We start from the raw sequence: 24783 nt of genomic DNA on the forward strand, positions 1-24783 counted from the left end.
CGTCGACCCGCTGGCAAGCCATGGCCATGGTCTCTACACATATGCGTAGAAATGGGATGCGGCTGTTCCCATCGCCCGCTTTCGCGCAGGAATGGGGCATGAGCCCGCACCCGCCCCCTGACGCCGCCGGTACATCCCAATTGCATCTGATCGCGCAAGAATGGAGGCGCGCCTGGCGTCCCGGCGTTGCGGCGCTGTTCGCAGGATCGCTGGGCTATTCCCTCTATTCTGCGGTTTCCAGCCTGTTCGTGGAACCCTTGCAGCAGCAGTTCGGCTGGTCGCGCGGGGACATCGCCTTCGTCCACAGCTTCGGCCTGATCATCGCTTTCATCGCGCCGGTCATCGGCCGGATGACGGATCGTCACGGCGTCAGACCGATATTGTCGGCGGGCCTGCTGCTGACCGCCATCGGTTATGGGCTGCTCGCTTCCATGGGCGGATCGCTCGGCTATTTCTACGCGGTGCATTTCGGCTTTGCGCTCGTCGGCATGGCGACGACCGGCATCACCGTCACGCGCATCCTGAGCGGCGCGTTCGAGCGGACGCGGGGGACCGCGCTCGCCATAGGCCGGTCGGGGCTGGCGGTCGCGGGTGCGTTGATGCCGATGGCGCTATATCCGATGATCCTGCGCTTCGGATCGTCGGGCGGCTATCTGCTGCTTGCCGCCTTCATCCTGTTGATCGCGCTGCCTCTCATCTGGTTCTGGGTGCCCTCACGCACTGCGGAGCTGCGGTCCGGACGCACCGCGCTGCCCCGTGCTGACAGCGCGCTGTCGCTGCTGGCCAATGGCAAGGTCCGCATCCTCATCGCGGCGTCCGTTCTCAACTATGTGCCGGTGGTGGCGTTGCTCTCCCAGATGAAGCCGCTTGGCGTGGAAAAGGGGCTCGATGCCGTCGCCGCCGTGGGCGCGGTATCGATGATGGGCGCGGCTGCCGCCATGGGCGCATTGCTCAGCGGTGTCCTGGTCGATCGCTTCTGGGCGCCCGCAATTGCCTTCATCCTGAATTTCGCGCCTGCGGTCGGTTGCCTGCTGCTGCTCCAGCACGATGTACCGCCCGCGCTTTTCTATGGCGCGGTGCTGATGATCGGCCTTGGCCAGGGGGCGGAGATCGATATCGTCGCCTTCATGATCGCGCGCTATTTCGGGCTGCGCAGCTATGCCACCATCTACAGCCTGTCGACGCTGGGCATCGCGCTTGGCGTCGCGGTAGGCGCCAGCCTGATCGGCATGGCCTATGATCGTTTCGGCAGTTACGACATTGCCCTGCTGGCTTGTTCAAGCAGCTTCTTTCTCGCCGCCTTGTTCTACCTGATGATGGGGCGTTATCCGAAGGGCGGCCAACCGGACTAGAGCCATCGACATTCAGAAGATGACGAGCCGAAAATGGTGGTTTTCCGTGACCCGGCGCGCAGCGTACTCAAAGTACGTGAGCACCGGAAGCACGGAAAAGCGTCATTCGCAGGCCGTCAGGGCTGAATGTCGATTGGCTCTAAGCTCGCCTCAAGTCCGGAGGCGGCGCATCAGGCATTCCTGGGCGGTCGACGCGATCAGACGGCCATCGCGGTCGAAAATCCGCCCCGTCGTGAGGCCCAGGCCATCACCTGCCGACGGGCTGGACGTATGATGCAGCATCCATGCCTCGCAGCGGGCAGGGCGGTGGAACCACATCGCATGATCCATGCTGGTGATCAGGAATTCGCCGCTGTTGGTGGGCAGGAAATGCGGAATCGCCGCGGCGCCGCCCAGCCAGTAATCGCTGGCGAAGGCGAGCAGACACTGCTGCAACCGGCTGTCCTCCACAGTGGCGGCGCCGGACTGGCGGAACCAGAATGATCGCGCCGCTTCGGTCGGCCGTGCGAGGAAATAGTCTTCCGGCGCGATCGGGCGCATCTCTATCGCCAGGGCGGCGGCGAAGTTGTGCGTCACCGCCTGTTCCAACTCCGCCGCCCGTTCGCGCACGAAATGCTGGATCGGCGCGACCCGCTCGGGCGGCGGCACGACAGGCATCGCTGCGTTCTGATGGACGAATCCCTCCTCTGGCGCATGGAATTCGGCCATCATCGTGAAGATCGCCCGCCCATCCTGACAGGCGGTGATCTGACGGTTCGCGAAGCGACGGCTGTCGCGCAGGCGCGCAACCTGATAGTCGAGCCGCCGATCCGTGCGCCCGGCGGCCAGGAAATAGGCGTGGAAAGAGCTTGCGGGCAGCGCTTCCACCGTCTTCATCCCTGCCAGCAAGGCCTGGGCCAGCAATCGCCCGCCGAACACCGACCCGATGTGATTGTGCGCTCCGGCCGATCCGGTGAACCGGTCCGGTCCCGTTTGCGTGACATCGAGGATGTCGGAAATAGCATCCCGCGTCGGCAGGGGTCTATCGTCATGGAACGGCCCATCCGCCGCGATCATGCATCGAGTCCCAGAGCGCGCCGCACCGACAGGACCGTATCCATCTCGTCCAGACCGCTCAACGGCAGGTCATATTCCGAGCGGTCGTCGATCTCGCTGATATGGGCCGCGATGTCGTCGCAGCTCGGCGCGTCCGGGCCGGGGCTGTACCAGCCCCGCGTCAGGCCGACGAACAGCCGCGAATATTTGCCGCCCAGCACCGAATACATATGCTGGGAGGAGGTGCAGTCCCGGCTGGCCATATAGCAGGCCAGGGCGGCGACGAATTCCGGCTTCATCCCTTCGATGAAATGACGGGTCCGGGCGCCTGCGGCCTTGAGGAAAGCGATGTCCGGGCGCTGCTCGACAGGGGTGCCGCCCAGCCGCCCGCCCTGCGCATTGGGGAAGAGCGTATTGACGACGATCCCTGCGGGAGCCTCCTGCGCGATGACGTTCATCAGGCCGATCAGCGCCGTCTTGGCAGCCCCATAATTGGCGCGATAGGGGTTGCCGAATACGCCCGATTGCGAACTGACCAGCACGATCCGGCCATAGCCCTGCTCCATCATGGCGCGATAGGCGGGCTGGCATATGTTGAACGCGCCCTTCACATGAACGGCCAGCACGGATTCGATGTCCTCCCCGGTCAGTGCGCCGAAAGCTCCGTTCCGCTGATTGCCGGCATTGGAGATGACGATGTCGACCCGGCCGAAGGCGGCCATCGCGGCATCGACGACGGCCTGTCCTCCCGTCTCGGTCGCCACCGTGTCGTAATTGGCGATGGCGCGGGCGCCCAGATTCCTGAGTTCTTCCACGACGGCATCGGCATAGCCGGTCGATCCGCCCTGCCCCGTCGGATCTCCACCCAGGTCATTGGCGACCACAGCCGCACCTCTGCGCGCCAGTTCCCGGCAGAAGGCCGAACCAAGCGCGCCGCCCGCACCCGTCACCACAGCCACTTGCCCGTTGAAATCGATCGCCATCCGCGCCTCCATCAGGCGCCGACCATGGCGGCAGCCCGGCCGGCCGCCAAGCCGGGCGATGGAATTTCGGCCATGTGATGAATGGCGGCGCCGTAACTCAAAGCTGTTTGGGTTCGCTCGCCTTGAAAAGCATGCGCGCCAGAACGCTTTCCTCGACGTCCGGGTCCGGTCCGCCCTCGGGAAAGAACCAGTCGCCCAGCAGGACCGATCCGGCCAGCATGCCGAATCCATAGCGGACCATCAGTTCCGGCGGCACGTCGAATTCCAGCCCCGCCTGCTCATATTGCGATCGCATGCGGGCGACGGCGCGCGTGAAATAGTCGTCCAGACCATGAATGGCCGCCGCATCCACGTCCCCCCTGGACTTGACCATCGCCAGCAACAGATCGGCATGGTCGCGCAGAAAGGGATACAGCGCCTGGACGAAGCGCATGCTGCGTTCCTCACGGTCGGGCGGCAGCGTGTCGCTGTAGTCCAGGAATTCGCGGAAACGGGCATTGAACGGCTCGGTCACCGCTTCGGTGAACAAAGCCTCCTTGCTGCCGAAATTGTTGAAGATCAAAGGCTCCGCCACCTCCGCGCGGGCAGCGATATGGCGCGTCGTCGCGCCGGCAAAGCCCCGCTCCGCGAAGACCGCGCGGGCAGCGTCGAGAATGAGCGCCCGAATTTCCGCCGTCGACCGCCGGGCGCGGCGACGAGGAACGGCAACGTCCTGGGGGCGATCGGAAATATCATGCATGCGTCACTAGGCCATTGTCCTGTCTTCATCGATGCTATAAATAGCACATACTATTTATCTACGCGACTCCATTGCGTGGCGATTCTGAAAGGAGAGGCATGAGCAGTCAATTCGACGTGGTGATCCGCGGTGGCACGATCGTGGACGGCACCGGCGCCCAGCCCTATGTCGCGGATGTCGGCGTGAAGGACGGCGTGATCGCTGAAATCGGCAGGATCGAGGCTTCGGCTCCGGAGGAAATCGATGCGCGCGGCCTGACGGTGACGCCCGGCTTCGTCGATGTCCACACCCATTATGACGGCCAGATCACCTGGGAAAACCGCATGGCTCCTTCGTCCAATCACGGCGTCACCACCGTCGTCATGGGCAATTGCGGCGTCGGCTTCGCGCCGGTGCGGGACGGCGATCATCAATTGATGATCAAGCTGATGGAGGGGGTCGAGGATATTCCCGAAGTCGTCATGGCCGAAGGCGTGCCGTTCAACTGGAACAGCTTCCCCGACTATCTCGACGCGCTGGACCAGCGCGTGTCCGACGTCGATTTCGCCGCGCAAATCCCCCACAGCCCCTTGCGCGTCTTCGTCATGGGTGAGCGTGGCGCCAATCTGGAGCCTCCAACGCTGGAGGATCTGGTCGAAATGCGCCGCTGCGTCAGCGAGGCAGTGAAGGCCGGTGCGCTGGGCGTCGCCAGTTCGCGCAATCTGTTCCACCGTTTCCGTTCCGGCGAACTCGCGCCTTCGGTCACGACGGAACTGGACGAGGTATTGGCCCTGGCCGAGGGCCTGAAGGATGCGGGCGCTGGCACGTTCCAGTGCAACCCCAATCTCGACAATGATGCCGAGGTGGAACTGAAGATTTTCCGCACCATCGCCCAGCAGGCGGGCGTTCCCGTGACATTCAGCCTGATCGCCATGCCGACGCGGCCGGACAATTGGGGCCGCTATGTCGAAGGCGTGCGCCAGGCGGCGGCTGATGGCCTGACCATCCGTTGCCAGTTCATGCCGCGTCCGATGGGCGTCATGTACGGGCTGGAGCTCAGCTACCACCCCTTCTCGCTCAACCCCAGCTTCCGCCCGCTCGCCCAACTGCCGCTGGAGGAAAAGGTGGCGCAGATGCGCGATCCGGAACTGCGCGCGCGCCTGATCGCGGAGGAGCCGGACGATCCGAACCCCGCCTTCGTCGGGCTGATCAAGTCGATCAAAGCGCTGTTCCGCATCAGCGATCCGGCCGATTACAATTTCGCGGCCGAGGACAGCATCCAGGCGGAAGCGGCGCGTCGCGGCGTCGATCCGCGCGAAATGATCTACGACGCGCTGCTGGAGGATGACGGCCGGGCGATCCTCTGTTCCTATTCGTCCGACGTGCCTGAATATCTCGCCCAGAGCCGCGACCTCATCGGGCAGGACAATATGATCGTCGCGCTGGGCGATGGCGGGGCGCATTACGGCATGATCTGCGACGCGGCCTATACCACCTATCTGCTGACCGGGCGGCTGGGCCGGGACGGTCTGGACCTGCCGACCGCGATCAAGGCGTTGACCAGCCAGCCCGCAAACTCCGTGGGCCTGTGCGATCGCGGCGTGCTGGGCGTGGGTTATAAGGCGGACATCAATGTCCTCGACATCCCCAACATGATCCTGCACCGGCCGCAGGTGATCGCGGACCTGCCGGCGGGCGGCAAGCGCCTGTCGCAAAAGTCGAAGGGCTATGTCGCGACCCTCGTCAGCGGCGCCGTGACCTACCGCAATGGCGAAGCGACCGACGCGCTTCCGGGCCGGCTGGTGCGCGGCGTCCGTGGCGCTCCGGCAGCCGCGCAGGTGAGGCAGCATGAAGTCGCCTGATAGGGCGTGTCCGCGCGGATAAGGGGCGCGCGGGCCTCCTGAAGACCGGCACGGTCCTATCCGTGCCGGTCTTTTTCATGGCGGAACAGCGGCCGCAGCAATGCGACCGCTGAGGCGATCCGTTTTCCCGTCTCCTGTTCGGAGCATTGCAGCAGACCGTCATGGCCGCCGGTCACGAGCGCGCCGAATTGCCGCGCCAGCAAAGCCGGATCATGGCTGGCAAGTCGCCCCTCCCGCGCCAGCCCCTCCAGCCAGACGACGAGCGGCGCGGCCACGTCGCGGCTCTCGAGCAATATCTGCTCCGCCAGTTCGGGAAATCGAGGCGCTTCGAAAATGACCAGGCGAAGGAAGCGGTCGGCGGCAGGGTCGGCGGTCGCTTCGGCAATCGCGACGGCAAAATCGGCCAGCACATCGTCCGGCTCACGCCCCTCTGTCGCGACCGCCGCGAAACGATAGGCCGGGACGCGGCAGGCATAGCTGCATATCGCACGGAACAACGTCGGCTTGTCGGGGTAGCGGGCGTAGAGCGTCGTCTTGCTGATGCGGGCGCGGCGCGCCACCTCCGCCATCGTTACGCCGGCAAAGCCATGCTGTTCGAACAGTGCCGCAGCGACCTCCATGACGGCCTGCTCGCGCGCCTGGGTCTCGTCCGCCGTGGGACGCCCCCGCCGCCGTCGGGCCTGGTGCCCAATCATCATATTCCTGATCCCCTTCCCGCTTGCGCGGGCTGCTTTTTAATTGGACACATAGGTTCAATTAAATCAAGGCGAAGGGGCAAGGCAATGGCGGATACGCTCAAGGTGGGGATCATCAGCGCCAACTGGAGCCTCAAGGTCCACGGCGCGGCCTGGCGGCGGATCGAGGGCGTGGAAGTCGCCGCCATCTGCACCTCTCGCCAGGAAACGGCGGAAAGGGCGGCGCGGGAATATGACATTCCCAAAGCCTATTGGAACCATGAGGAGATGTCGGCCGATCCGGACCTGCACATCATCGATGTCGGCACACGGCCATCCTTCCGTTTTCCTATGGTCATGGCGGCGCTGAAGAACGGCAAGCATGTCTATGACGCCCTGCCCTTCGCGGTCAGCCTTTCCGATGCCGAAGCGATGCGCGACGCGCAGCGGGCCGCTGGCGTCGTCGGCGTCGTGGACGCGCAATTCCGCTGGTCGCCGCATGCGCAGAAGATGAAGCGCATGATCGATGAAGGCTTCATCGGCCGCCCGCTGGGCTTCAATGTCCAGCTCATGCTGCCGCTGATCGTCGCCAACGACAAGGCCTATGCCTATTGCGCCTATTCGGAACATACCGACCCCTATTATTGGCTGGCGGAAAAGAGCAGCGGCGGCAGCGCGTGGCGGAATTTCGCCACCCATTCGCTGCTGTTCCTGACGCATCTGATCGGCCCGGTGGCGGAGGCGACCGGCATGTTGACGACCGGCGTGCCCGAATGGTTCCTGCCCAATGGCGAAGTGCTCCGGCCGGAGACGCACGATCTGGGCAGCGCGGTGCTGCGCATGGAGAATGGCGCCATCGGCAGCCTGCAGGCGGGCTGGTGCGTGCCCGACACCGAAGGCTGGCGGGTGGAGGTCTGGGGCGACAGGGGCCGGCTGCTGCTGGTCGACGACAGCTTCGGCAATTTCCCCTCGGCAAAGCTCTATGCCGGCGATGCGCGGTTGTTGACCTATGGCCAGCGCACCTGCGAAGAGGTGACGGTGGACGACTATTATGCCGTTCCCGGCGTCGCGGGCGCCACGGCGGAGCCTCGTCCCTTCGCCGCGATGGACTGGATGTTCCGGCATATGGTCGATGCCATCCGCAACGGGACGGAAGGATCGCCCAGCTTCACCGAGGCGGCAGCCGTGCATCGGGTGGTCGAGGCGGTCGAGCGCGCCAATGCTGAGAGGCGCTGGATCGCAATGATGGACATGGGCTGAACCGGCGCGATCCAATAAACGAAACGATCCGCCTGCCCGGCCAGGGGATATTTGCAGGGAGAGAAGCATATGCTGAGAGTGCATAAGCGCATTGATGTCACTACGGCCGCCCCAAAATTGGGAGACGGGATCGAAATGGCCGTCACGCTGACATTGCCCGATCCGTCCGCGATGCCGGACCGGCCCGTCGCGATCTTCGCCTGTCCGGGCGGCGGATATTCGCGCCATTATTTCATGATGCGCTTCGAGGGTCATGAAGGCTATGACGAGGCGGAATGGCAAGCGCGGCACGGCCTGATCCATGTCGCCATTGACCATGTGGGCGTCGGGGAAAGCAGCATCCCGGACCTCTCCAGCATCGATTTCCAGACGATGGCGGCGACCCATGACGCCTGCGTACGGCAGGTTGCCGCTTCCCTGCGCGACGGCACGGCGGCGGAGGGTTTTCCCGGCTTGCCGTCGCTCTTTCTGGTGGGCATGGGGCAGTCCATGGGCGGCGGTGTCAGCATATTGACGCAGGGCCGCTTCGCCACCTTCGACGCGATTGCGCCTTTCGGCGTCAGCGCGATCCACACCGCCTTGCCCCAGCGCGACAAGGCCGCTTTCGAACATGGCATGCGCCGCTTCGACAAGGTGGCGAGTGGGGAAGTCACAAGCCATCTGGACCACGACCATGAGGGGGTCGATTATGTCTACCCCTTCCACTGGGAAGATGTGCCCGCCGACATATTGGAAGAGGATATGAAGGGCGGATACCCGATCCGGCAGACCGCTCCGATATTCGGCAGCCTCACCATCCCGCATTGCGCGGTGCGGATGATGCTGCCCGGCGTCTTCGCGGAAGATGCGGCGCGTGTCGCGGTGCCGGTGCTGGTCGGGGATGGCGAGCGGGATACCTGCCCCGAGCCTTATCGCGAGCCGTCGGCCTATTCCACTTCCCGCGACGTCTCCCTCTTCATCGTGCCGCGCATGGCGCACATGCACAATTTCGCTTCCACCCGCGCCATATTGTGGCAGCGCCTCAATGACTGGTCGCGCATGGTCGCCGCTGCGGAAGACGGCCTGCACTGAAACATGCGATAGGCCCCGGCATCCCCCTGCGCCGGGGATGCCGGAAGAATATCCTACCAGCGCCTGCGCATCTGGAGCCCCAGATTGCGCTTGCGCAGGGCAGCCTCCCGCTCGTCCGGCGTCACCTTCGGCGTGTCGGCGGGCAGGTGGCTGGCGATTTCGGAAAGCGGCACTTTCCTGATCGTCGGCATCGGATAGCTGTCCGCGCCATGCCAGCGCCCCACCAGCATGCCCCGCCTGTGACCGCCGCTGTCGAGCCAATTGGCGACGCCCGGGTCTTCCAACGCGATCACGGCGCGGAACTTGCCGTCGCGGTCCAGCTTCGCCTGCATCGCGTTCAGGCTGCTCTGGCGATAGCCGAACTCTATCTGGTTCCAGAGTTCGTCGTTAAGCTGCACATTCCAATATTTGCAGTTCTCCGGCAATTCCGTCTCGATGATCAGCGCCTCGCCCGGCTGATAGTCATAGATGCACCGGAAATATTTTTGCGGCCATTCGCCGCTGTTTCCCAGATCTTCGAAGCCCGACAATTCCATGACGTTCAGGCCAAGATCATGGATGACCTTGTTCTGATAGCCGATGCAGATGCGCGAGAAACGCTCGACGAAACCGCCCATGATCGCGTCGAGCCGCGCCGCGATCTGTTCCTGCGTCAGACGGGGTTTCAGCGGCGGTTTGTCCAGCCGTTCGATGGCGAAGCGCGCATCCACGTCGACGCCCCAGTCATAGGCGAACTGGCGGATCATGATGTCGCCCGCCTGAGGATCGAGATAACGCCAGTCGCCAGTCCAGTCCTTTGGCCTTTCCGCGCTGAATATCACCTCGAAATAGCCGTCCTTGCCCAGCGTCAGGCCATCGGCATCATAATTGTTGAAGCCGGGTTTGGGGTCTTGCGTGCCGAACATGCCGCCGCCGACGGCGAAACCCATCACCTTGTTGGTGCCGCGATAGCCGCTGATCTTGTAGACGCCGTCGCCGCTGACCGGCGCGATATGATAAATGGCGTCAGGATTGGGTTGCAGCAGGAAGATGCTGTTTTCGAACGGCATCCAGTCGGGATGTTCAGGCGTGGACTGGAAATACCAGACATAGGATTGCGCGATGTTCATCACCAGTTGGCGATAAAGCTCGGCGCGGATCTGGCCATCCTCGGGAAAGCCGGTCATGGCGTTGAGCGCCCCTGCCGGTTTCAACAGGTCGGCATAGGCGCTCCAGTCCCTGAGCGCGGCGGCAGGCGCGGCGCTGCTGTTCATGGCCGCGCCCGATGCGGATGCCGGCAGCAGGCCGCCGACCGTTGTGCAGAGCGCGGCGCCCAGAAGGCCCCGGCGTGACAGTGCAAAGTCCTTCGCGTCCTCATCCGGCACTCTCCTTCTCCATATCGTCATTTCCTCGGGCGGCCGGGCGCCGCCCGACGGGCTGATGTCAGCTTCCGTGCCTGCGTCCGCCCGACACTTCGATCCCGCGCCCGGTGATCATCGATGCCTCATCGCTCGACAGGAAGAGCACCGCATTGGCGATTTCGCGGGGATCGACCGCGCGGCGGATCACCTGATTCTCGCCCGCAATCTCCGCCTGCTCCTCGGCGGTGAACATGGATGCGATCTGCGGCGTCGCGGTCAACCCCGGAAGCACGCTGTTCACGCGGATATTGTCGTCCGCATAGGCGCAGCTCGCATGATGGCTGAGATGGATGACCCCCGCCTTGGCCGCGGCATAGGAACAGGGCGCGGACGGCGTGTAGAGCCGCGCCGCCATGGACGCGGTATTGACGATGGTGCCGCCACCATTGGCCTTCATCATCGGGATTTCATATTTCATCGCCAGGAAGGTGCTGGTCAGCGAAATGCTGATCGTCCAGTTCCAATCCTCCAGGCTCATCTCCTCGATGCTGCCGGGGCGCGACATGCCGATATTGTTGAAGGCGTGGGCGATAGGACCATGCGCCTCGTTGGCGGCGGCGATCGCGGCCTTCACCGACGCCTCGTCCGTGGCGTCGGTGGCGACGAACAGGGCGGTGCCGCCCTTGGCCCGGATGGCGTCGCGCACGGCTTCGCCCCTGGCCGGGTCCAGTTCGGCAATCGCCACCTTCGCGCCTTCCTCGGCAAAGGCATGCGCCGTCGCTTCACCGATGCCCGATCCGGCGCCGGTGATGAAAACCGATCGCCCCTCGAAACGCCGCCTGTCGCCCATCCTGAATCTCCTGCCGATTGTTTATCCGTCAATGTGCCGGCCGGTCGGTCAGGCGGTCGATGTCCTGCCCGTCCATGTCCGCCCAGAAACGCGCCCAACTGTCGAAATCCTGGGGAAGATCAGGCGGATTGTCATGCCCGGCCCAACCGGTGAAGGGGGCCGCCGGTCGTTCCTGCCAATCGGCCGAATACCAGTGCTTTTCCCGTCGCCGGACGAAAAACCACTCGCCATCCCGCCGTTCATAGCTGTCGAAATAGGCGATCGCCATGACCACCCATTTGCCCTGGTCCTCATGCTCGGCGCGGCAATAGACCACGCCATGCGCATGATCGGCATCGTCAAATTCGACCCGGTGCCCGCAAATCTGGTGGACGGACCGATAGAAAGTCCTGACCGCGGGCGTGATGATGGATTTGAGCACATCGCGCCCGCTGCCGCGCGCCCCACAATAGACATCAGGGATGAACAGATCGACCCAGGCGTCCATATCCCGGCTGTCCACCGCAATCGCGTAACGGATCGGAAGCTGCTGGATCGCCGCCAGCGATTCCAGCCGGTCGATCCGCGCCTCCAGTTCGTTCATGCCAGCCGCTCCAGATTGGCGGGGTCGAATGGCAGGAAGGGTTCGTCCCGCTTCGCCTTGCCGAACCAGTCCGGGTCGTTGAGGATCGCCCGGCCGACACCGACCAGATCGAACTCGCCCTTTTCGAACCGTTCGATCAGCAGCGGCAGATTGTTCACCGACTGCTGGCTGTCGTCGATATGCCTGGCCTTGCCCTTGGCCTTGTCCAGCGCGACGCCGCCCACGGTCATGGACGCCTTGCCGGTCAGCTTCTTCGCCCAGCCCGCCAGATTGAGCGGCGATCCGTCGAAAATCGGCGTGTCGAAATAGCGCTGGCTGGCATCGAACAGGTCGACCCCCGCATCGGCCAGCGGCCCGAGCAACGCGCCAAGGCCATCCGGCGTATCCGCCAGCGTGGCGCGGTAATCCTGCATCTTGAATTGGGAAAAGCGCAGCACGATCGGCATATCCTCGCCAATCTCCGCCCGGATCGCCTTCACCACCGCCACGCCGAAGGCGGCGCGTTCGCCCCATCGGTCTTCGCGCCGGTTGGTATAGTCCCACAGGAAGCTGTCGATCAGATAGCCATGCGCGCCATGGATGGCGATGCCGTCCACGCCCAGCGCCACCGCATTGCGCGCCGCCTGGCGGTAGGCGGCGATGATGTCGGCAATATCGCTTTCGCTCATCGGCGGCACAGGCGCCAAGCTCTCCACCCGTCCCTCCTCGCGGAAGGAGATGATGCCGTCCGGCGGACCCCAGATGCCCGACGGCCGCATCGGATTGCCGGTGCCGGTGCCGGCATATTCGACATTCCACATCGGCCCCTGATGCCAGAGCTGGGGAATGATCCGCCCGCCCGCATCATGCACGACATCGACCAGCTTGCGCCAGCCGGCCAGGGCCTCGACCCCGTCGATGCGCGGTATGTCCGGATGATCGGCCGCCGCATAATGGGGCAACGCAACTCCCTCGGTCAGGATCGCGCCCAGGCCCGTTGCGGCGCGGCGGCCATAATAGCTCGCCACGTCATCGGTCGGCACGCCCAGCGGCGAGCGGTAACGGGTCATTGGCGCCATCACCACCCGGTTCGGCAGGGTCAGGCCACGCAGAGTTAGAGGGCTGAGCAGAGGATCGATCAGGCTCATCATTCCCCCCTGAACAGGGGTTTGCGCTTCTCGATGAAGGCGGCCCGCTTTTCGGCGGTGTCGGCGGTCGACTGACTCATGAAGATGGCGCGGTTCTCCATTTCGATCGCCGCTTCCAGGCTGGGCGCGTCGGCGTTGAACTGGAGCGAGCTTTTGGTGAGGGCGATGCCGATCGGGCTGTTGACCATCACCGCCTCCGCCAGCTTGAGCGCCTCCTCCATCAGCGCATCGTCGTCGACGCAGCGCAGGATGAGGCCGATCCGTTCGGCTTCCTCGGCCATCACGGCGCGGCCCGTCAACACCAGCTCGGCGGCGCGCTGCAATCCGACCAGGCGCGGCAGCAGGTAGGAAAAGCCCATTTCATGGCCCGTCCCCGCATTGTGGAAGGCGTTGACGAACTTGGCGGAGCGCGCCGCGATAGTCATGTCGGCGGCGATTGCGATCGGATAGCCTGCGCCCGCCGTCACGCCGTTCACCGCGCAGATCACAGGCTGCGGCAGGGCGCGCATCAGCAGCGGAATCTGGCCCAGCTTGGCCATGACGCGCTGCTGGAACTGCGCCCTGCCCAACCCTTCGGCCACCCAATCGGGCTTGCCCGCGCCGCGAATGTCATGACCCGCGCAGAAGCCGCGCCCCGCGCCCGTCAGCAGAACGACCCGCACGTCATGATCATAGCGCACGGCCTCCAGATGGCCGATCAGTTCGGCATACATGGCATAGGTCAGTGAATTGAGCGCATCGGGCCGGTTCAGCGTCAGTCGGCAGACGCCCTCTACCGGCATGTCGCGCAAGATGTCGCCCATCTGGCTCCCGTCCTTTTCTTTCATTCCGCGTGGCTGTGGACCATAGTCGACCAAAAGACGGGGGTCGCGGAACCCCTGACAGCCTTCCGCGCAGAGCATATCATGGTTGTGAACAGGCGTGCCCCGATCTTGTCATCATGCCTGCCGATGGCATGGGAAAAGGGTATTTCAGCAAGGTGATCCATGGCCAGACTGCCCCTTGAAAAGATCCGCGTGCTTGACCTGACCCGCGTGCTGGCGGGGCCGTTCGGATCGCAGGTGCTGGCTGACATGGGCGCCGACGTGATCAAGATCGAACGGCCGGTCGTGGGCGACGACGCCCGCATCTTCGGGGAGCCTTATCTGCGCGATGCGGAAGGCAGGCCGACGCGGGAAAACGCCTTCTACATGTCGGTCAACCGCAACAAGCGGTCGGTCGCGCTCAACATCGCCAGCGCCAGGGGGCAGGAACTGGTCCGCGAACTGGTCAAGTCCTGCGACGTGGTGATGGAGAATTACAAGGTCGGCGATCTCAAGCGCTACGGTCTCGACTATGAAAGCCTGAAGGCCGTCAATCCCCGCATCATCTATTGCTCGGTCACCGGCTATGGCCAGGACGGCCCGCTGGCGACCAAGCCCGGCTATGACGCGGTGTTTCAGGGCGAATGCGGCCTGATGAGCGTGACCGGCGTGCCGGAGGGCAAGCCGGGCGCCGGACCGATGAAGGTCGGCCCCAGCATCATCGACCTGTTCACCGGGCTGAACGTCGCCAATGCCATATTGGCCGCCCTCTATCATCGCGACGCGGCGGGCGGCGAGGGTCAGTATATCGACATCGCCCTGCTCGATTGCGGCGTGTCGGCGCTGTCCCATTATGCGCAAATCTACCTGACGTCAGGCGAAGTGCCGGTCCGGCGGGGCACGCAGGGCAATGGCGGCATGCCGACCAGCATGTTCCCGTGCAGCGACGGCGCGATCATGATCACGTCGGGCAACGACAAGCAATATATCGCGCTGTGCGACGCGGTCGGCCATCCTGAATTGAAGAACGATCCGCGCTTCTATACCAATGTCGAGCGGGTGAAGAATCGCGACGAGATCACCGAGGTGTTCAACGCGATCTTCCAGACGAACAGCGTCGATTACTGGCTGGAGAAGCTCGGGGCCGCCGGCATCCCCAGCGGGCCGATCAACGATCTGGAGCAGGTGTTCGCCTATCCGCAGGCGTTGCATCGGGGCCTGCGCGTGCGCGCTCCGCATCCGCTGAAGCCCGATCTGGACGTGATCCGCAGCCCGCTGAACTTCTCGGAAACGCCGATCACCGACTATCGCGCCCCGCCGATGCTGGGGGAACATACGCGCGACGTGCTGGCGCAGGAACTGGGGCTGGACGCGGCGGCGCTTGACGGGCTGGCCGAAGACGGGATCATCTGAAACAGATCGCGCGCGGGCCCATTTTTGAACGGGCCCCCCGCCCAGATCCCTCAGATGCAAATCCGTCAGATATAGCCGCGCCGGGCGCGATAGGCGGCGAAGCGTTCCTCCAGCCCTTCCCGCGTCAGGCCGAAATCCTCCGGCCTGTGCTTGGGCCCCTTGCTCGGCTTGTGAGGATGCGCGTCCAGCCAGGCTTGCATCGCGCCCTCCGTCTCGGCCGTCAGCGTCAGGCCTAGCTGGTCGTAGATGGAGCGGATTGACGCCATCTGATCGCGGGTGAAGTCGCGGAACTCGACGTCGATGAACGTCGCGTCGCTCTTTTCGCGCACCGACTCGGCGCGTTCCAATGCCTGCGCCCACATCTCCGCCTCGCGCCGCCCGACATCGGCGCGATCCGCCTTGTCGCCGCAAAAGGCCCGGCGCGCCGAGAAGATGAGATTGCTGACCGATGGCGTCGAATCCACCGGGTCGCGATGGGTCTGGATGATCTTCGCATCGGGAAAGACGTTCAGCACCTCCTGCAAGGAAAAGAGGTCCGTCGGGTTCTTGAGCAGCCAGCGGCGATCGTCCCCCGCGCCGATCAGACGCAGCACATCGGCCAGCCAGCGATAGCTGTCGGTGTCGTCGCGCCCGCGATACCAGCGGTCATAGCGGGGGGCGTCCCACATGGACGGCCACATGTTGCTGGCAAAGCTGGCGCCCAGGATGAACAGGGATTCCTCAATCCCCTCTGCCGTCATCATATGGTCGTCGGCCGATTCCGGCGACGCCGCCAGATAGGCGTCCAGCGACGCCTTCTCCGTCCGATATTCGGCAATACCGTCCCACGTCTCCCGCGGCGGGCGCGGCATGGGATAGACGGTCAGCCAATGTTCCGGCCCCTGGAACTGAGGGTCCAGCGACATCAGCAGGTGCAGCGCCGTCGTGCCCGAACGGACGAGACCGGCGATGATGATCGGCTCCCGGATCGGCTGCTCCAGCGCCTCCGGCCGTTCCCTCAACCCCTTGACCGCCAGGGCGCGGGTATCGAGCGACTGGCCGATGCGCCATGCGGTCGCCTGCACGCACGCGGGATCAAGGTCGAGCGCGCGGATGTCGGACAGCAGCAGGCCCAGCCCCTCGCGAAAGCCGGCGTCGCCAAAATCGTCAAGGCCCGTGCGCGCCGTCGAGGCAGCCAGCAGGGCGTCGAGGGTCAATATCCGCTGGTCCTGGACAATGGTTTCTGTGTTCATCAGGCCGCGCTCCACGGATCGACATGAATCTTGGTTTCGTTGGCCCCGGCGCGCAGTTGCTCGAACAGGTCGGGGAAGGCGTCCAGGCCGACCGTCCGCGACACCATCAGGCGCGGCTCGACGTGTCCGGCGTCCAGCGCATTGGCGCTATGTTCGAATTCCCTGAGATCATAGGCGAACGAGAATTTGATCGTGACCTGCTTCCATGTGGCGAGCGAAGGCAGGATCGGGTCGGGCGAGGTGCAGAAACCCAGCGAGACGACCGTTCCGCCGGGCGCGACCAGTTCGACCGCTTTCTGCGTCATGCCGACCGCGCCGACGCATTCCAGCACGATGTCGGGCATGCCGCCCAGCGCGGCCGAAACGCGTTCCGCTTCGCCTTCGCCCAGCGCCTCGAAGCTGTTCGCGCCCATCTGCAGCGCAAGATCGGCGCGCCGTGACGAACGGGAAATGGCCACGATCTTCCCCGCCCCCAGCAACCGCGCCCAATAGATGGCAGCGAGGCCGATGGACCCAGCGCCCAGCACCGCGACCTTCGCGCCCGGCGGCATCTGCGCGAGCCGTATGCCGCGCAGACCCACGGCGAGAGGCTCGATCAGAGCACCGTCAGCAGGCGTCAGCGTGTCGGGCAGCACGATAGAACTCGTCGCCGCGATCCGCATATATTCGCTAAAGCCGCCGACAAGACCCTGCATCTGCGCGCAAGCCATGGGATAACCGGCCAGGCAGGGGGCGCAGCGGCCGCAGCCCGCCACCGGCATGGCGGTGACGAACTGACCGACCTTGAGATTGTCTACGCCTTTGCCCAGTGCGACGACTTCCCCGCAATATTCATGGCCGATCACGCTGTCGACGGGGAAATCATTGCCATGGCCGGAGGTCATGTGGAGGTCCGTGCCGCATACGCCGCAGCGCGTGACCTTGATGACCGCTTCGCCCTCGCCGGGCTGGGGATCGTCTATGGTCTCCACGACCAGCGGTGTGCCCGCGCCCTTGAATAACGCTGCCCTCATCTCTCTCCTCCTTCTCCTACCGTGCCATTAAAGCTACTATTCAGTACCTAAAATGACAAAGCGGCGGCACTGGACCGGTCGGCCTGCGGCCGAACCTGCCCGTAGCGGCAAGAGGTGTGAAGATCGGCGGTGAGTGATCGCAAACATGATGTCCGGAACGGCCGGCGGCATAAGCGCTTTCCGATCGCGCCAAGCCGGTTCAAAGGGTATCACCATGGTCCATGTCACCTTCATCACCCCTGCCGGGATCGCGACCACGCTGGACGGCGATGTCGGCCAGTCGGTGATGGACATCGGCAAGCGGGCGGGCGTCGAGAATATCATCGGGGAATGCGGCGGCAGCGCCGCCTGCGCGACCTGCCATGTTCATGTCGATCCCGCGTGGATCGATCGGGTCGGTCCTCCATCCGCCGACGAATGGGACATGCTCGACTTCGCCCATGGCAAGCGGGCGGATTCGCGCCTTTCCTGTCAGATCCGTCTGCGCGCGGCGCTGGATGGCCTTATCGTGCATACGCCGGAACGGCAGGGCTGAGGCGCAACGGCGCGCCCGGCAAGAAACGTCAACCCAGCGTCCTGAGCGCGGCGATGGCCGCCGCCTCCCCATCGATGTCCCGCAGCTTCGGCATCAGCTCCGCCTCGACAAGGCCGCCCCAGCCGATTGTCCGCAGCGCCGCCATGATCGGCGCAAAGTCGATCACGCCCGCACCGGGTTGAACGCGGCCTGGCATGTCAGCGATCTGCACAGCGGCGAGAATATCCGCCTGCGCCACAATCGCCGCCGCCATGTCCTCGCCGGCGCAATGGCAATGGCAGCTATCGAGGATCAGCCCCACGCCTGCCGACCGGGCGATAGCGCCGATGTCGGCCAGGCGCTCGACCAGGGCCAGGGGTACACGCTCCCGGCTGACCATCTCCACCGCCAGCGCCACGCCCCGCTCCGCCGCCAGCTTCGTGGCGGCAGCGAAATTCTCCGTCGCCCGCGCTAGCTGTTCCGCCAACGGTGCGCCGCAATCCAGCAGGACCGCGTTGATGCAGCCACCGCCCACATGCTCCGCTGCCGTGAGGCTGGACGCCATGGCCGCTTCCATATCGGTGATCGGCGCGCCCCAGAAGAAGGGCGGCTCCATCCCCAGAACATTATGGGTGAAGCTGCCCATCTCCATCCCATGATCCCGCAACGCCACACCCATGCGCCGCTGAACCTCCGGCGTGCGGGCTTTCAGACCATTGTCGGTGATGCCGGCAAAGCCCAGCCGAGCGGCGCAATTTATCTGAGCGACCGGATCGACCGAGCCGGCCGTTGCGGCCAGCAACGGCGCGTCGGGATCGGCTATGCCAAGATGCGCCGCATACCGCATGAGCTGCGCCGTCAGCTTCCGGCCCAGCGCTCAAGCGCGGCATCCGCATCCGTACCCAGGGGCGGGTTTACATCGCCAATCCTGCCCGGCGTCTCCGATAGGCGCGGCGCGGGCGCGGCCAATGCCAGATCGCCCAACGCTTCATCCGCCACATGGATCACGCTCCCGCGAGCGCGCATATGAGGATCGGCCAGCATATCGTCCAGGCTGTTGACCGGCGTCACCGGAATACGCCGGGCGACGAGCTGCTCCACCAGCGCAGCCTGCGGCACGGTGGCGATCCAGGCGGCGACGCAGGCATCCTGGTCGTCCCCCTGCCCGCCCGCCAGCGCCAGCAGATCGGCGGCATGCCGAGCGGTGCTGGCGGAGATAGCGACGTATCTTTCGTCGGAGGTTCGATAGACGTTGCGCAGTACGCCGGGCAGTCGCGACCCGCAACGTTCGGGCGAGCGGCCGGGCTCCCATCTTTGCGCCGCATGGGCGACGATCTGCAATATCGGTTCGTAGAGGCTGGCGTCCACCTGTTGCCCCCGTCCGCTACGGTCGCGCCAATAAAGGGCAGAGAGCGTGCCGATCACCGCGCTCATCGCGCCCACGGCGTCACCCAAGGCTACGGAAGGGAGCATCGGCGGACCGTCTTCCGTCCCCGTCAGGAAGGTCAGGCCGCCAAAGCCTTCACCGATCGTGCCCGATCCCGGCCGGCCCCGATAAGGACCGGTGGCGCCGAAGCAGGACACGGAAAGCATGACAAGCCGGGGATTGACCGCCGACAGGACTTTCCAGCCGATGCCCCGCCTCTCCAGCACGGCGGCGGGATAATTTTCCACCAGCACGTCGGCTTGCGCCGCCAGCGCCTTGAGCCGGTCGATCCCCTCTTCCGAACGCAAGTCCAGCGCCAGGCAACGCTTCCCCCGCGCGACCAGCGGCCACATCTTGCTGTCGCGGAACAGGTCGCCCTCCGGCGGCTCGATCTTCAGCACATCGGCGCCGAAATCGGCCATGATCGTCGCCGCAAGCGGCGCGGCATAGAGCGACGCCATGTCGATGACCTTCAGCCCCGCCAGCGCGCCGGGCGGGATGGCGCCTTTCCCCGGTTCCTCCATCCGTCAATATGCTCCCGTTTCCCGCGCTTCGCCGGCCAGGAAACTTTCCCGCAGCCTGCGCTTCAAGATCTTTCCCGTTTCCTCGCGCGGCAAGCTGGCGCCGACGACCAGATGACGCGGAATCTTGTAGCCCGCGATGCGCCCGCGCAGGAACGCTGTCACCTCATCGGGGATCAGCGCCTCGTCGCTCTGGAGATACGCGACCAGCACTTCACCATATTCGGAGTCCGGCACGCCGAAGACAGCGCAATCGGATACCGCGGGATGCTCCAGCAAGGCAGCCTCCACCTCTGCCGGATAGATGTTGACCCCGCCGGACAACACCATGTCCGCGCGCCGGTCGCACAGAAACAGATAGCCTTCTTCGTCCAGCCAGCCCATGTCGCCGCAGGTAATAAGGCCGTCATATTCGACGGCGGCGCGCTTTTCCGGATCGCCGTGAAAAGTGAAATCGGGCGTGCCGTGGATGCGCAGGTAGACGTCGCCCGTCCGCCCCGCCTCTGTCCATTGGCCGTCTTCGCCACGAATACGGACTTCACCAGTCAGGACAGGTCGGCCGACGCTGCCGGGTCGAGCCAGCCATTCCCGAGGACTGATCTTCGTGACGACGCCGGTTTCGGTCGATCCATAGGTTTCATACAGGACCGGCCCCCACCAGTTCAGCATCGCCCTTTTTACTTCCGGCGCGCAGGGCGCGCCCGAATGGACGACGTGACGAAGGGTGGAGAGATCATATCGGCCCTTCACCTCTTCGGGGAGGCGCAGCAGCCTGACGAAAAGCGTGGGCACCAGCGCGCCATGGGTCACATGATGCTGCTCGATGAGCCGCAGGCAATCCTCCGGATCGAAGCGCTCCATCACCACCACCGTGCCCCCGGCGGCGAAAGTCGCCATCAGGATCGCCTGGCTGAAGAGATGATAGAGCGGTCCCGTCACCAGCGCGACATTGCCGGGCGCCGTGTCATGGATGACCGCCAGCACACGGGCGCGCTGCGCCGATTCCTCGCCTGTCGCGGGCAGGCGCCTGACCGCCTTGGGCTTGCCCGTGGTGCCCGACGTGTAGACCATGGAGGAACCGAGACCGTTGCCATGGCCCTCATGGGGTTCATGGGCAGCGATCCAGTCGTCATAATCCGGCTGCTCGCCCGAACCGCCGACGGCGATCACGCGCAGGCCTTCGGGAATATGGGCGCCCAGCCCGTCCAGCAGGTCGGCATGGCCGATCAGCAGCCGGGGCGTCGCGTCGCGCAGCACATAGCCGATCTCCGTCGGGTGCCAGTGCCAGTTGATCGGCACGCCATAGGCGTCGAGCCTGCGCACGGCCAGATTGGCTTCCAGCACGGCAAAGTCGTTGCGCAGCAACAGCGCCACCGCCTCGCCCGCGCCGACGCCTGCCGCCGCCATCGCGCTCGCCAGCCGCGCCGCCCGGTCGAGCAGTTCGGCGCGTCCGCGAATGCGATCGCCGACGATCACATCGCCGCTCATGCCGTCTCGACGGGCCGGGTCACGGTGAGGCAGGTGCCCCAGCTATGCAGCATCGCGGCGTGCAGGCCGCCTTCCCCTCCCGCGACCATGACCAGCACATCATCGGGCGTCGGCACCAGATGCACGCGCCCGTCGGGCTTGATCCGACCCAAATTGCCGATGGGATCGCGATATTCGGGTCGGAACCAGTCGATCGGCAATGCGCATCTGTCCCAGATATAGGCCTGCACATCCTCGATCCTGGGATAGGCCTTCGCAATCACCTCCGCCCAGATCGGGTTGATGACGCACAAAGTCTCCGCAAAGGCCGAGGACGGCAGGAAGCCGTTTGCGCCCGGATAGGCCATGGATTTGGCGATCATGTCGAGGAAACCGTCGGCACTGTTCGCCACCACGTCGCAGATATTGGCCGTGCCCATCGCGCCGTAAACGGTGACGGCATCGCCTCCTACGCCGCGACGTTCAGCCAGCGGCGCCCAGGGAGAGCGCTCCTCCCATTCGCCAAAGACGATGCCGGCGACACGCCCCGGTGTGCCATAGACGCTTTGCGACGTCGAACCGATCGACTGGCCCGCCACATTGCGCATGATCAGACGGATCGCCCGGCCGATGGCCACCGCTCGACCGGCCACTCCGCCCAGGCAACCGGCCTGACAGGGAATGTCCAGCCGGTTGCGGATCGACCCGTTCACGATCATGGCGGGCACCACCGACCCGGTCGTGGCATTGAGGCCGGCCAGGTCGAACCTGGGGTCCGCCATCGCTTCTATCGCCGCGCACAGCAGCGGCATCGCGTCGCCCGTGCAGCCGGCCATAACCGCGTTGATCGCGATCTTCTCCACCGTGCATTCGGCGCGCAGCGGCGGCAGCACGGCGATCAACTCGTCCGGAAAGCGTCCGCCCGCGATCAGGAAGTCCTGCACCCGCTGCTGCGTCGGCGGGATCAGCGGCAGTCCGTCACCCCAGCCCTGAGCCATGGCGAAATCGTTGAAGGCGACGATGTCATCCTCGACCTCATGCCGCCGACTGCTCAGCCAGTCTGCTTCGCACCCCGAAATTCCGCAGGAACGATCGATAGTGGTTTCGTGCAATGTCATGGACCTGTTCTTTTGGAAGAATGTCGAGAGGATAGGGAAGGATGTGAAAGCGCAGGCCCGACCGGCCGCCCCGTTTCGCCAGATTATGGGCCAGCCCTTCGAAATGCGCGGTCGCCACCGCGATGGTCGGGATGCCGGCGGCTGCCGCGGTCAGTGCGTCCGCGATGGTCCAACTGGTGCAGGACCCGCAATTGCCCAGTCCGACGATGGCCATGTCGCTTTGCGCCAGTAGCGCGCCATAGTCGCGTTCGGCTTGCTCGCCCTCCCGGCCCGTGCGGCCGCAACTGCGCCAGAAGGTCACCTCGGCGCCTTCGGCCCGCAAGCCTTCGGCCCAGATCTCGCTGACCCAGTCCCAGCTACGCCACAGCATATCGATGCGGATGGCGATCTTCTTGCCCCTCAGGACGCCGGCATCCGGACCCGGCTCAGCCAGATCGTGCACCAGCGATGCAGTGGGATCGAGAATGATGGTCATGTCGTTACCTCCACCATCTTTTTGCATGTTGCATGCAAATTGTCAAATTGGGCATTTCAGAAGCGGTATTTTGGCTCCTCAATGCCCCGAACGCCCGTTTCGATCGCGAAGAGGCCACCGGCATGCCTGCCCAGGGGCTGATCGCCGGGAAGATGGCGGTGAGCGGCGGACGTCAGATAAAGCGTGGCCAGTTCCGGCCCGCCAAAGGCCACCTTGGTCGGTTGCAGAACCGGCACAGCAATCTCCCGGTCCAGCCGTCCGTCCGGCATATAGCGCGCCACCGCGCCCTTCATCAGCAGGCAGACCCAATAGCCGCCCTCCGCATCCACTTCCGCCCCGTCGAAAATCCCGTCGCCGCGATCCCGCTCCGTGAAGACACGGCGGTTGGACGGCGTGCCGGTCACGATGTCATAGTCGAAGGCATAGACCCGCCCGGCGGGGGAATCCGCCAGATACATGATCCGCCCGTCGGGACTGAAGGCCATGCCGTTGCTGCACGTGATGTCTCCGATCACCTCGGCCAACCCGCCGCCGTCCAGCCGATAGACGGCGGCGCGGCCGGCCACCCCGGTCTGGAAATAGGAAAGGTCGACCGAACCGATCAGATAGCGACCCTGCCGGTCGCACCGGCCGTCATTGAAACGGTGGGTTTCGACGGGATAGGGCGGCGGCGCGGCGACCGGCGCCAACGTGCCGCTGGCCCGGTCGAAATCGAACAGGCCGGTACGCAGCGCCACGACAATCGGCTCGCCCGCGCCGCGCAGCGCAAAGCTGCTGACATGGGCGGGCATCTGCCAGCTTTCATTGCTCCCGCAGGCCGGATCGAAGGCATTGAGCCGGTGCGCCTCCTGATCCACCCAGAACAGCTTCCGCTCCGCCACCGACCAGACCGGGGTTTCGCCCGATTCCGCCCTGATGTCCAGCACGCAGCGCGCCGGGGCGTTACCCTCCTGCATCTTCTTCTCCTTCATCCGGCGCCTGTCAGCTCATGGTGGTTATGCCGAACCCGCTTCCGTTGATGGCTGCGGCCTTTCTGCCAGGCAGCCATATCCTGTCGTTTCACCGCTTCAGAACAGGCCGGCCTTGCCGCCAGTCCAGGGAATGCGCGCAAAATAGCGCTCGGTCTGCGCCCAGAGCGTGGGAATCATGGTGGGTTTGCTCATGTCACGAATCAGGTCGATATTGGCGGCTATGCTTTCAGGGGTGATCGCCGGATCGAACGATCCGTCATTGTCGAAGATCGCCAGCCGCGCGACGCGCCCACCCCCGACGTTGAAGACTTCTCCGCCGAAGTCCAACTGCTCGCTACTGAGATAGGCGATCAGCGCCGACACCTTTTCCGGCTGGAAATGGGTGCGATACCAGCGCGCCAGATCTTCGTGCGACGTTTCCGTAAGGCGGGAGGCGCCCGTGGGGAAGATGCCGTTCACCAATATATTATGCGGCCGCCCGTCAAAGGCCGCATCATGGGTCAGCCCCAGCAGCCCGGCCTTGCCCGCTGCATAGGGCCCCAGATGTCCCGCGCCCAGAACCGCCGACGACATGACGTTGACGATGCGTCCGAAACCCTGACCGCGCATCAGCGGCCAGACCCGACGCAGCAGCATATAGGGACCGATGAAATTGGTCCGCAGCACGCCCTCTATCTCTTCATCGGTGAAGGCATCGGGATCACCGATCAGCGATCCGCCGGCATTATTGATCAGAATGTCGACCCGGCCGAAGGCGTCCAGCGCATGTTCGACGATGAGCCGGGCGGACTCGCCGGTGCCGACCATCTCGCCGTCCGCTTCCGCCTCACCTCCCGCAGCGCGGATTTCATCCACAACCGCTTGGGCATGGGAAATGGTGCCGGGCGTCAATGTGGACTGCGCGCCGCCATAGTCGTTGACGATCACCCTCGCCCCCCGCGCGGCGAGCAGTCCACATTGACGCCCGGCACCATT

Annotated in this window: 24 protein-coding genes; 6 read left to right on the forward strand and 18 right to left on the reverse strand. The window is 64.8% G+C overall.

The features are described 5' to 3' along the window. The first annotated feature begins 98 nt into the window (after nt 1-98). Nucleotides 99-1352, forward strand: coding sequence for an MFS transporter (locus K7W03_RS16440; protein ID WP_037483849.1), 1254 nt, complete (start codon nt 99-101; stop codon nt 1350-1352). 150 nt (nt 1353-1502) lie between these two features. Here the strand turns inward: K7W03_RS16440 and K7W03_RS16445 are convergent, their stop codons facing one another. From K7W03_RS16445 to K7W03_RS16455, 3 genes are all read right to left on the reverse strand, one after another. Continuing rightward, nucleotides 1503-2408, reverse strand: coding sequence for an acyl-CoA thioesterase (locus K7W03_RS16445; protein ID WP_025552031.1), 906 nt, complete (start codon nt 2406-2408; stop codon nt 1503-1505). Further along, nucleotides 2405-3370: an SDR family NAD(P)-dependent oxidoreductase gene (locus tag K7W03_RS16450; protein WP_025552033.1), complete on the reverse strand. Its 966-nt coding sequence runs from the start codon at nt 3368-3370 to the stop codon at nt 2405-2407. The genes K7W03_RS16445 and K7W03_RS16450 overlap by 4 nt, the downstream gene beginning before the upstream one ends. Nucleotides 3371-3467: 97 nt before the next feature. Next, nucleotides 3468-4109, reverse strand: coding sequence for a TetR/AcrR family transcriptional regulator (locus tag K7W03_RS16455; protein ID WP_025552035.1), 642 nt, complete (start codon nt 4107-4109; stop codon nt 3468-3470). A gap of 98 nt (nt 4110-4207) precedes the next feature. Between K7W03_RS16455 and K7W03_RS16460 the strand changes: the two genes are divergently transcribed. Then, nucleotides 4208-5950: an N-acyl-D-amino-acid deacylase family protein gene (locus K7W03_RS16460; protein ID WP_044660676.1), complete on the forward strand. Its 1743-nt coding sequence runs from the start codon at nt 4208-4210 to the stop codon at nt 5948-5950. A 56-nt stretch (nt 5951-6006) separates the two neighbouring features. On the opposite strand, the gene K7W03_RS16465 is transcribed toward K7W03_RS16460, so the two are convergent. Further along, nucleotides 6007-6648, reverse strand: a complete 642-nt coding sequence (locus tag K7W03_RS16465) for a TetR/AcrR family transcriptional regulator (RefSeq protein ID WP_025552037.1) — start codon at nt 6646-6648, stop codon at nt 6007-6009. Between the two features lie 84 nt (nt 6649-6732). Between K7W03_RS16465 and K7W03_RS16470 the strand changes: the two genes are divergently transcribed. Together K7W03_RS16470 and K7W03_RS16475 are read left to right on the forward strand one after the other, a co-directional pair. Beyond that, nucleotides 6733-7884 carry a Gfo/Idh/MocA family protein gene (locus K7W03_RS16470; RefSeq protein WP_025552039.1) on the forward strand — a complete coding sequence of 384 codons (1152 nt, stop codon included), beginning with the start codon at nt 6733-6735 and terminating at the stop codon, nt 7882-7884. 69 nt (nt 7885-7953) lie between these two features. Further along, complete coding sequence (locus K7W03_RS16475; RefSeq protein WP_025552041.1) at nt 7954-8955, forward strand: hypothetical protein; 1002 nt, start codon at nt 7954-7956, stop codon at nt 8953-8955. A gap of 53 nt (nt 8956-9008) precedes the next feature. On the opposite strand, the gene K7W03_RS16480 is transcribed toward K7W03_RS16475, so the two are convergent. The 5 genes from K7W03_RS16480 to K7W03_RS16500 are packed head-to-tail and all read right to left on the reverse strand — an operon-like array spanning nt 9009 to nt 13658. Beyond that, complete coding sequence (locus K7W03_RS16480) at nt 9009-10319, reverse strand: DUF1214 domain-containing protein (protein WP_229742576.1); 1311 nt, start codon at nt 10317-10319, stop codon at nt 9009-9011. Nucleotides 10320-10377: 58 nt separating this feature from the next. Further along, entirely contained in the window at nt 10378-11145 is a 768-nt protein-coding gene (locus K7W03_RS16485; RefSeq protein WP_044660677.1) for an SDR family NAD(P)-dependent oxidoreductase, read from the reverse strand. A 28-nt stretch (nt 11146-11173) separates the two neighbouring features. Then, complete coding sequence (locus K7W03_RS16490; protein ID WP_025548373.1) at nt 11174-11728, reverse strand: nuclear transport factor 2 family protein; 555 nt, start codon at nt 11726-11728, stop codon at nt 11174-11176. Continuing rightward, on the reverse strand, nt 11725-12855 hold the full coding sequence (locus K7W03_RS16495; RefSeq protein ID WP_222886834.1) for an NADH:flavin oxidoreductase: 1131 nt from the start codon (nt 12853-12855) through the stop codon (nt 11725-11727). Before K7W03_RS16495 ends, K7W03_RS16490 begins: the two co-directional genes overlap by 4 nt. Next, nucleotides 12855-13658: an enoyl-CoA hydratase/isomerase family protein gene (locus tag K7W03_RS16500; protein ID WP_025548377.1), complete on the reverse strand. Its 804-nt coding sequence runs from the start codon at nt 13656-13658 to the stop codon at nt 12855-12857. The genes K7W03_RS16495 and K7W03_RS16500 overlap by 1 nt, the downstream gene beginning before the upstream one ends. A 183-nt stretch (nt 13659-13841) precedes the next feature. Here K7W03_RS16500 and K7W03_RS16505 point away from each other — a divergent pair, with 183 nt between their 5' ends. Continuing rightward, nucleotides 13842-15071, forward strand: a complete 1230-nt coding sequence (locus K7W03_RS16505; protein ID WP_025548378.1) for a CaiB/BaiF CoA transferase family protein — start codon at nt 13842-13844, stop codon at nt 15069-15071. Between the two features lie 65 nt (nt 15072-15136). Here the strand turns inward: K7W03_RS16505 and K7W03_RS16510 are convergent, their stop codons facing one another. Both K7W03_RS16510 and K7W03_RS16515 read right to left on the reverse strand, forming a co-directional pair. After that, nucleotides 15137-16303: a sulfotransferase family protein gene (locus K7W03_RS16510; RefSeq protein WP_044662880.1), complete on the reverse strand. Its 1167-nt coding sequence runs from the start codon at nt 16301-16303 to the stop codon at nt 15137-15139. Next, the gene (locus tag K7W03_RS16515) at nt 16303-17316 is read right to left on the reverse strand and encodes an alcohol dehydrogenase catalytic domain-containing protein (protein ID WP_025548381.1); all 1014 of its coding nucleotides are present in this window, start codon (nt 17314-17316) and stop codon (nt 16303-16305) included. Before K7W03_RS16515 ends, K7W03_RS16510 begins: the two co-directional genes overlap by 1 nt. Nucleotides 17317-17530: 214 nt before the next feature. Between K7W03_RS16515 and K7W03_RS16520 the strand changes: the two genes are divergently transcribed. Then, nucleotides 17531-17851: a 2Fe-2S iron-sulfur cluster-binding protein gene (locus K7W03_RS16520; RefSeq protein ID WP_044662881.1), complete on the forward strand. Its 321-nt coding sequence runs from the start codon at nt 17531-17533 to the stop codon at nt 17849-17851. 28 nt (nt 17852-17879) lie between these two features. On the opposite strand, the gene K7W03_RS16525 is transcribed toward K7W03_RS16520, so the two are convergent. The 7 genes from K7W03_RS16525 to K7W03_RS16555 form a co-directional block, all read right to left on the reverse strand. After that, complete coding sequence (locus K7W03_RS16525) at nt 17880-18677, reverse strand: sugar phosphate isomerase/epimerase family protein (protein WP_025548384.1); 798 nt, start codon at nt 18675-18677, stop codon at nt 17880-17882. An 11-nt stretch (nt 18678-18688) separates the two neighbouring features. Beyond that, the gene (locus K7W03_RS16530; RefSeq protein WP_222886830.1) at nt 18689-19780 is read right to left on the reverse strand and encodes a CaiB/BaiF CoA transferase family protein; all 1092 of its coding nucleotides are present in this window, start codon (nt 19778-19780) and stop codon (nt 18689-18691) included. 3 nt (nt 19781-19783) lie between these two features. Next, nucleotides 19784-21265 (reverse strand): AMP-binding protein, encoded by a 1482-nt coding sequence (locus tag K7W03_RS16535; protein ID WP_222886831.1) that lies wholly within the window; start codon nt 21263-21265, stop codon nt 19784-19786. Continuing rightward, nucleotides 21262-22362 carry a hypothetical protein gene (locus tag K7W03_RS16540; protein ID WP_226870233.1) on the reverse strand — a complete coding sequence of 367 codons (1101 nt, stop codon included), beginning with the start codon at nt 22360-22362 and terminating at the stop codon, nt 21262-21264. Before K7W03_RS16540 ends, K7W03_RS16535 begins: the two co-directional genes overlap by 4 nt. After that, entirely contained in the window at nt 22280-22837 is a 558-nt protein-coding gene (locus tag K7W03_RS16545; RefSeq protein WP_025548390.1) for a hypothetical protein, read from the reverse strand. Before K7W03_RS16545 ends, K7W03_RS16540 begins: the two co-directional genes overlap by 83 nt. A 56-nt stretch (nt 22838-22893) precedes the next feature. Beyond that, nucleotides 22894-23793 carry an SMP-30/gluconolactonase/LRE family protein gene (locus K7W03_RS16550; protein ID WP_037482046.1) on the reverse strand — a complete coding sequence of 300 codons (900 nt, stop codon included), beginning with the start codon at nt 23791-23793 and terminating at the stop codon, nt 22894-22896. Nucleotides 23794-23904: 111 nt separating this feature from the next. Further along, nucleotides 23905-24783, reverse strand: an 879-nt coding sequence (locus tag K7W03_RS16555) for an SDR family NAD(P)-dependent oxidoreductase (RefSeq protein ID WP_222886832.1), incomplete at its 5' end; no start/stop codon positions are given.

The organism is Sphingobium sp. PNB, assembly GCF_019873065.1.
Classification (GTDB): Bacteria; Pseudomonadota; Alphaproteobacteria; order Sphingomonadales; family Sphingomonadaceae; genus Sphingobium; species Sphingobium fuliginis.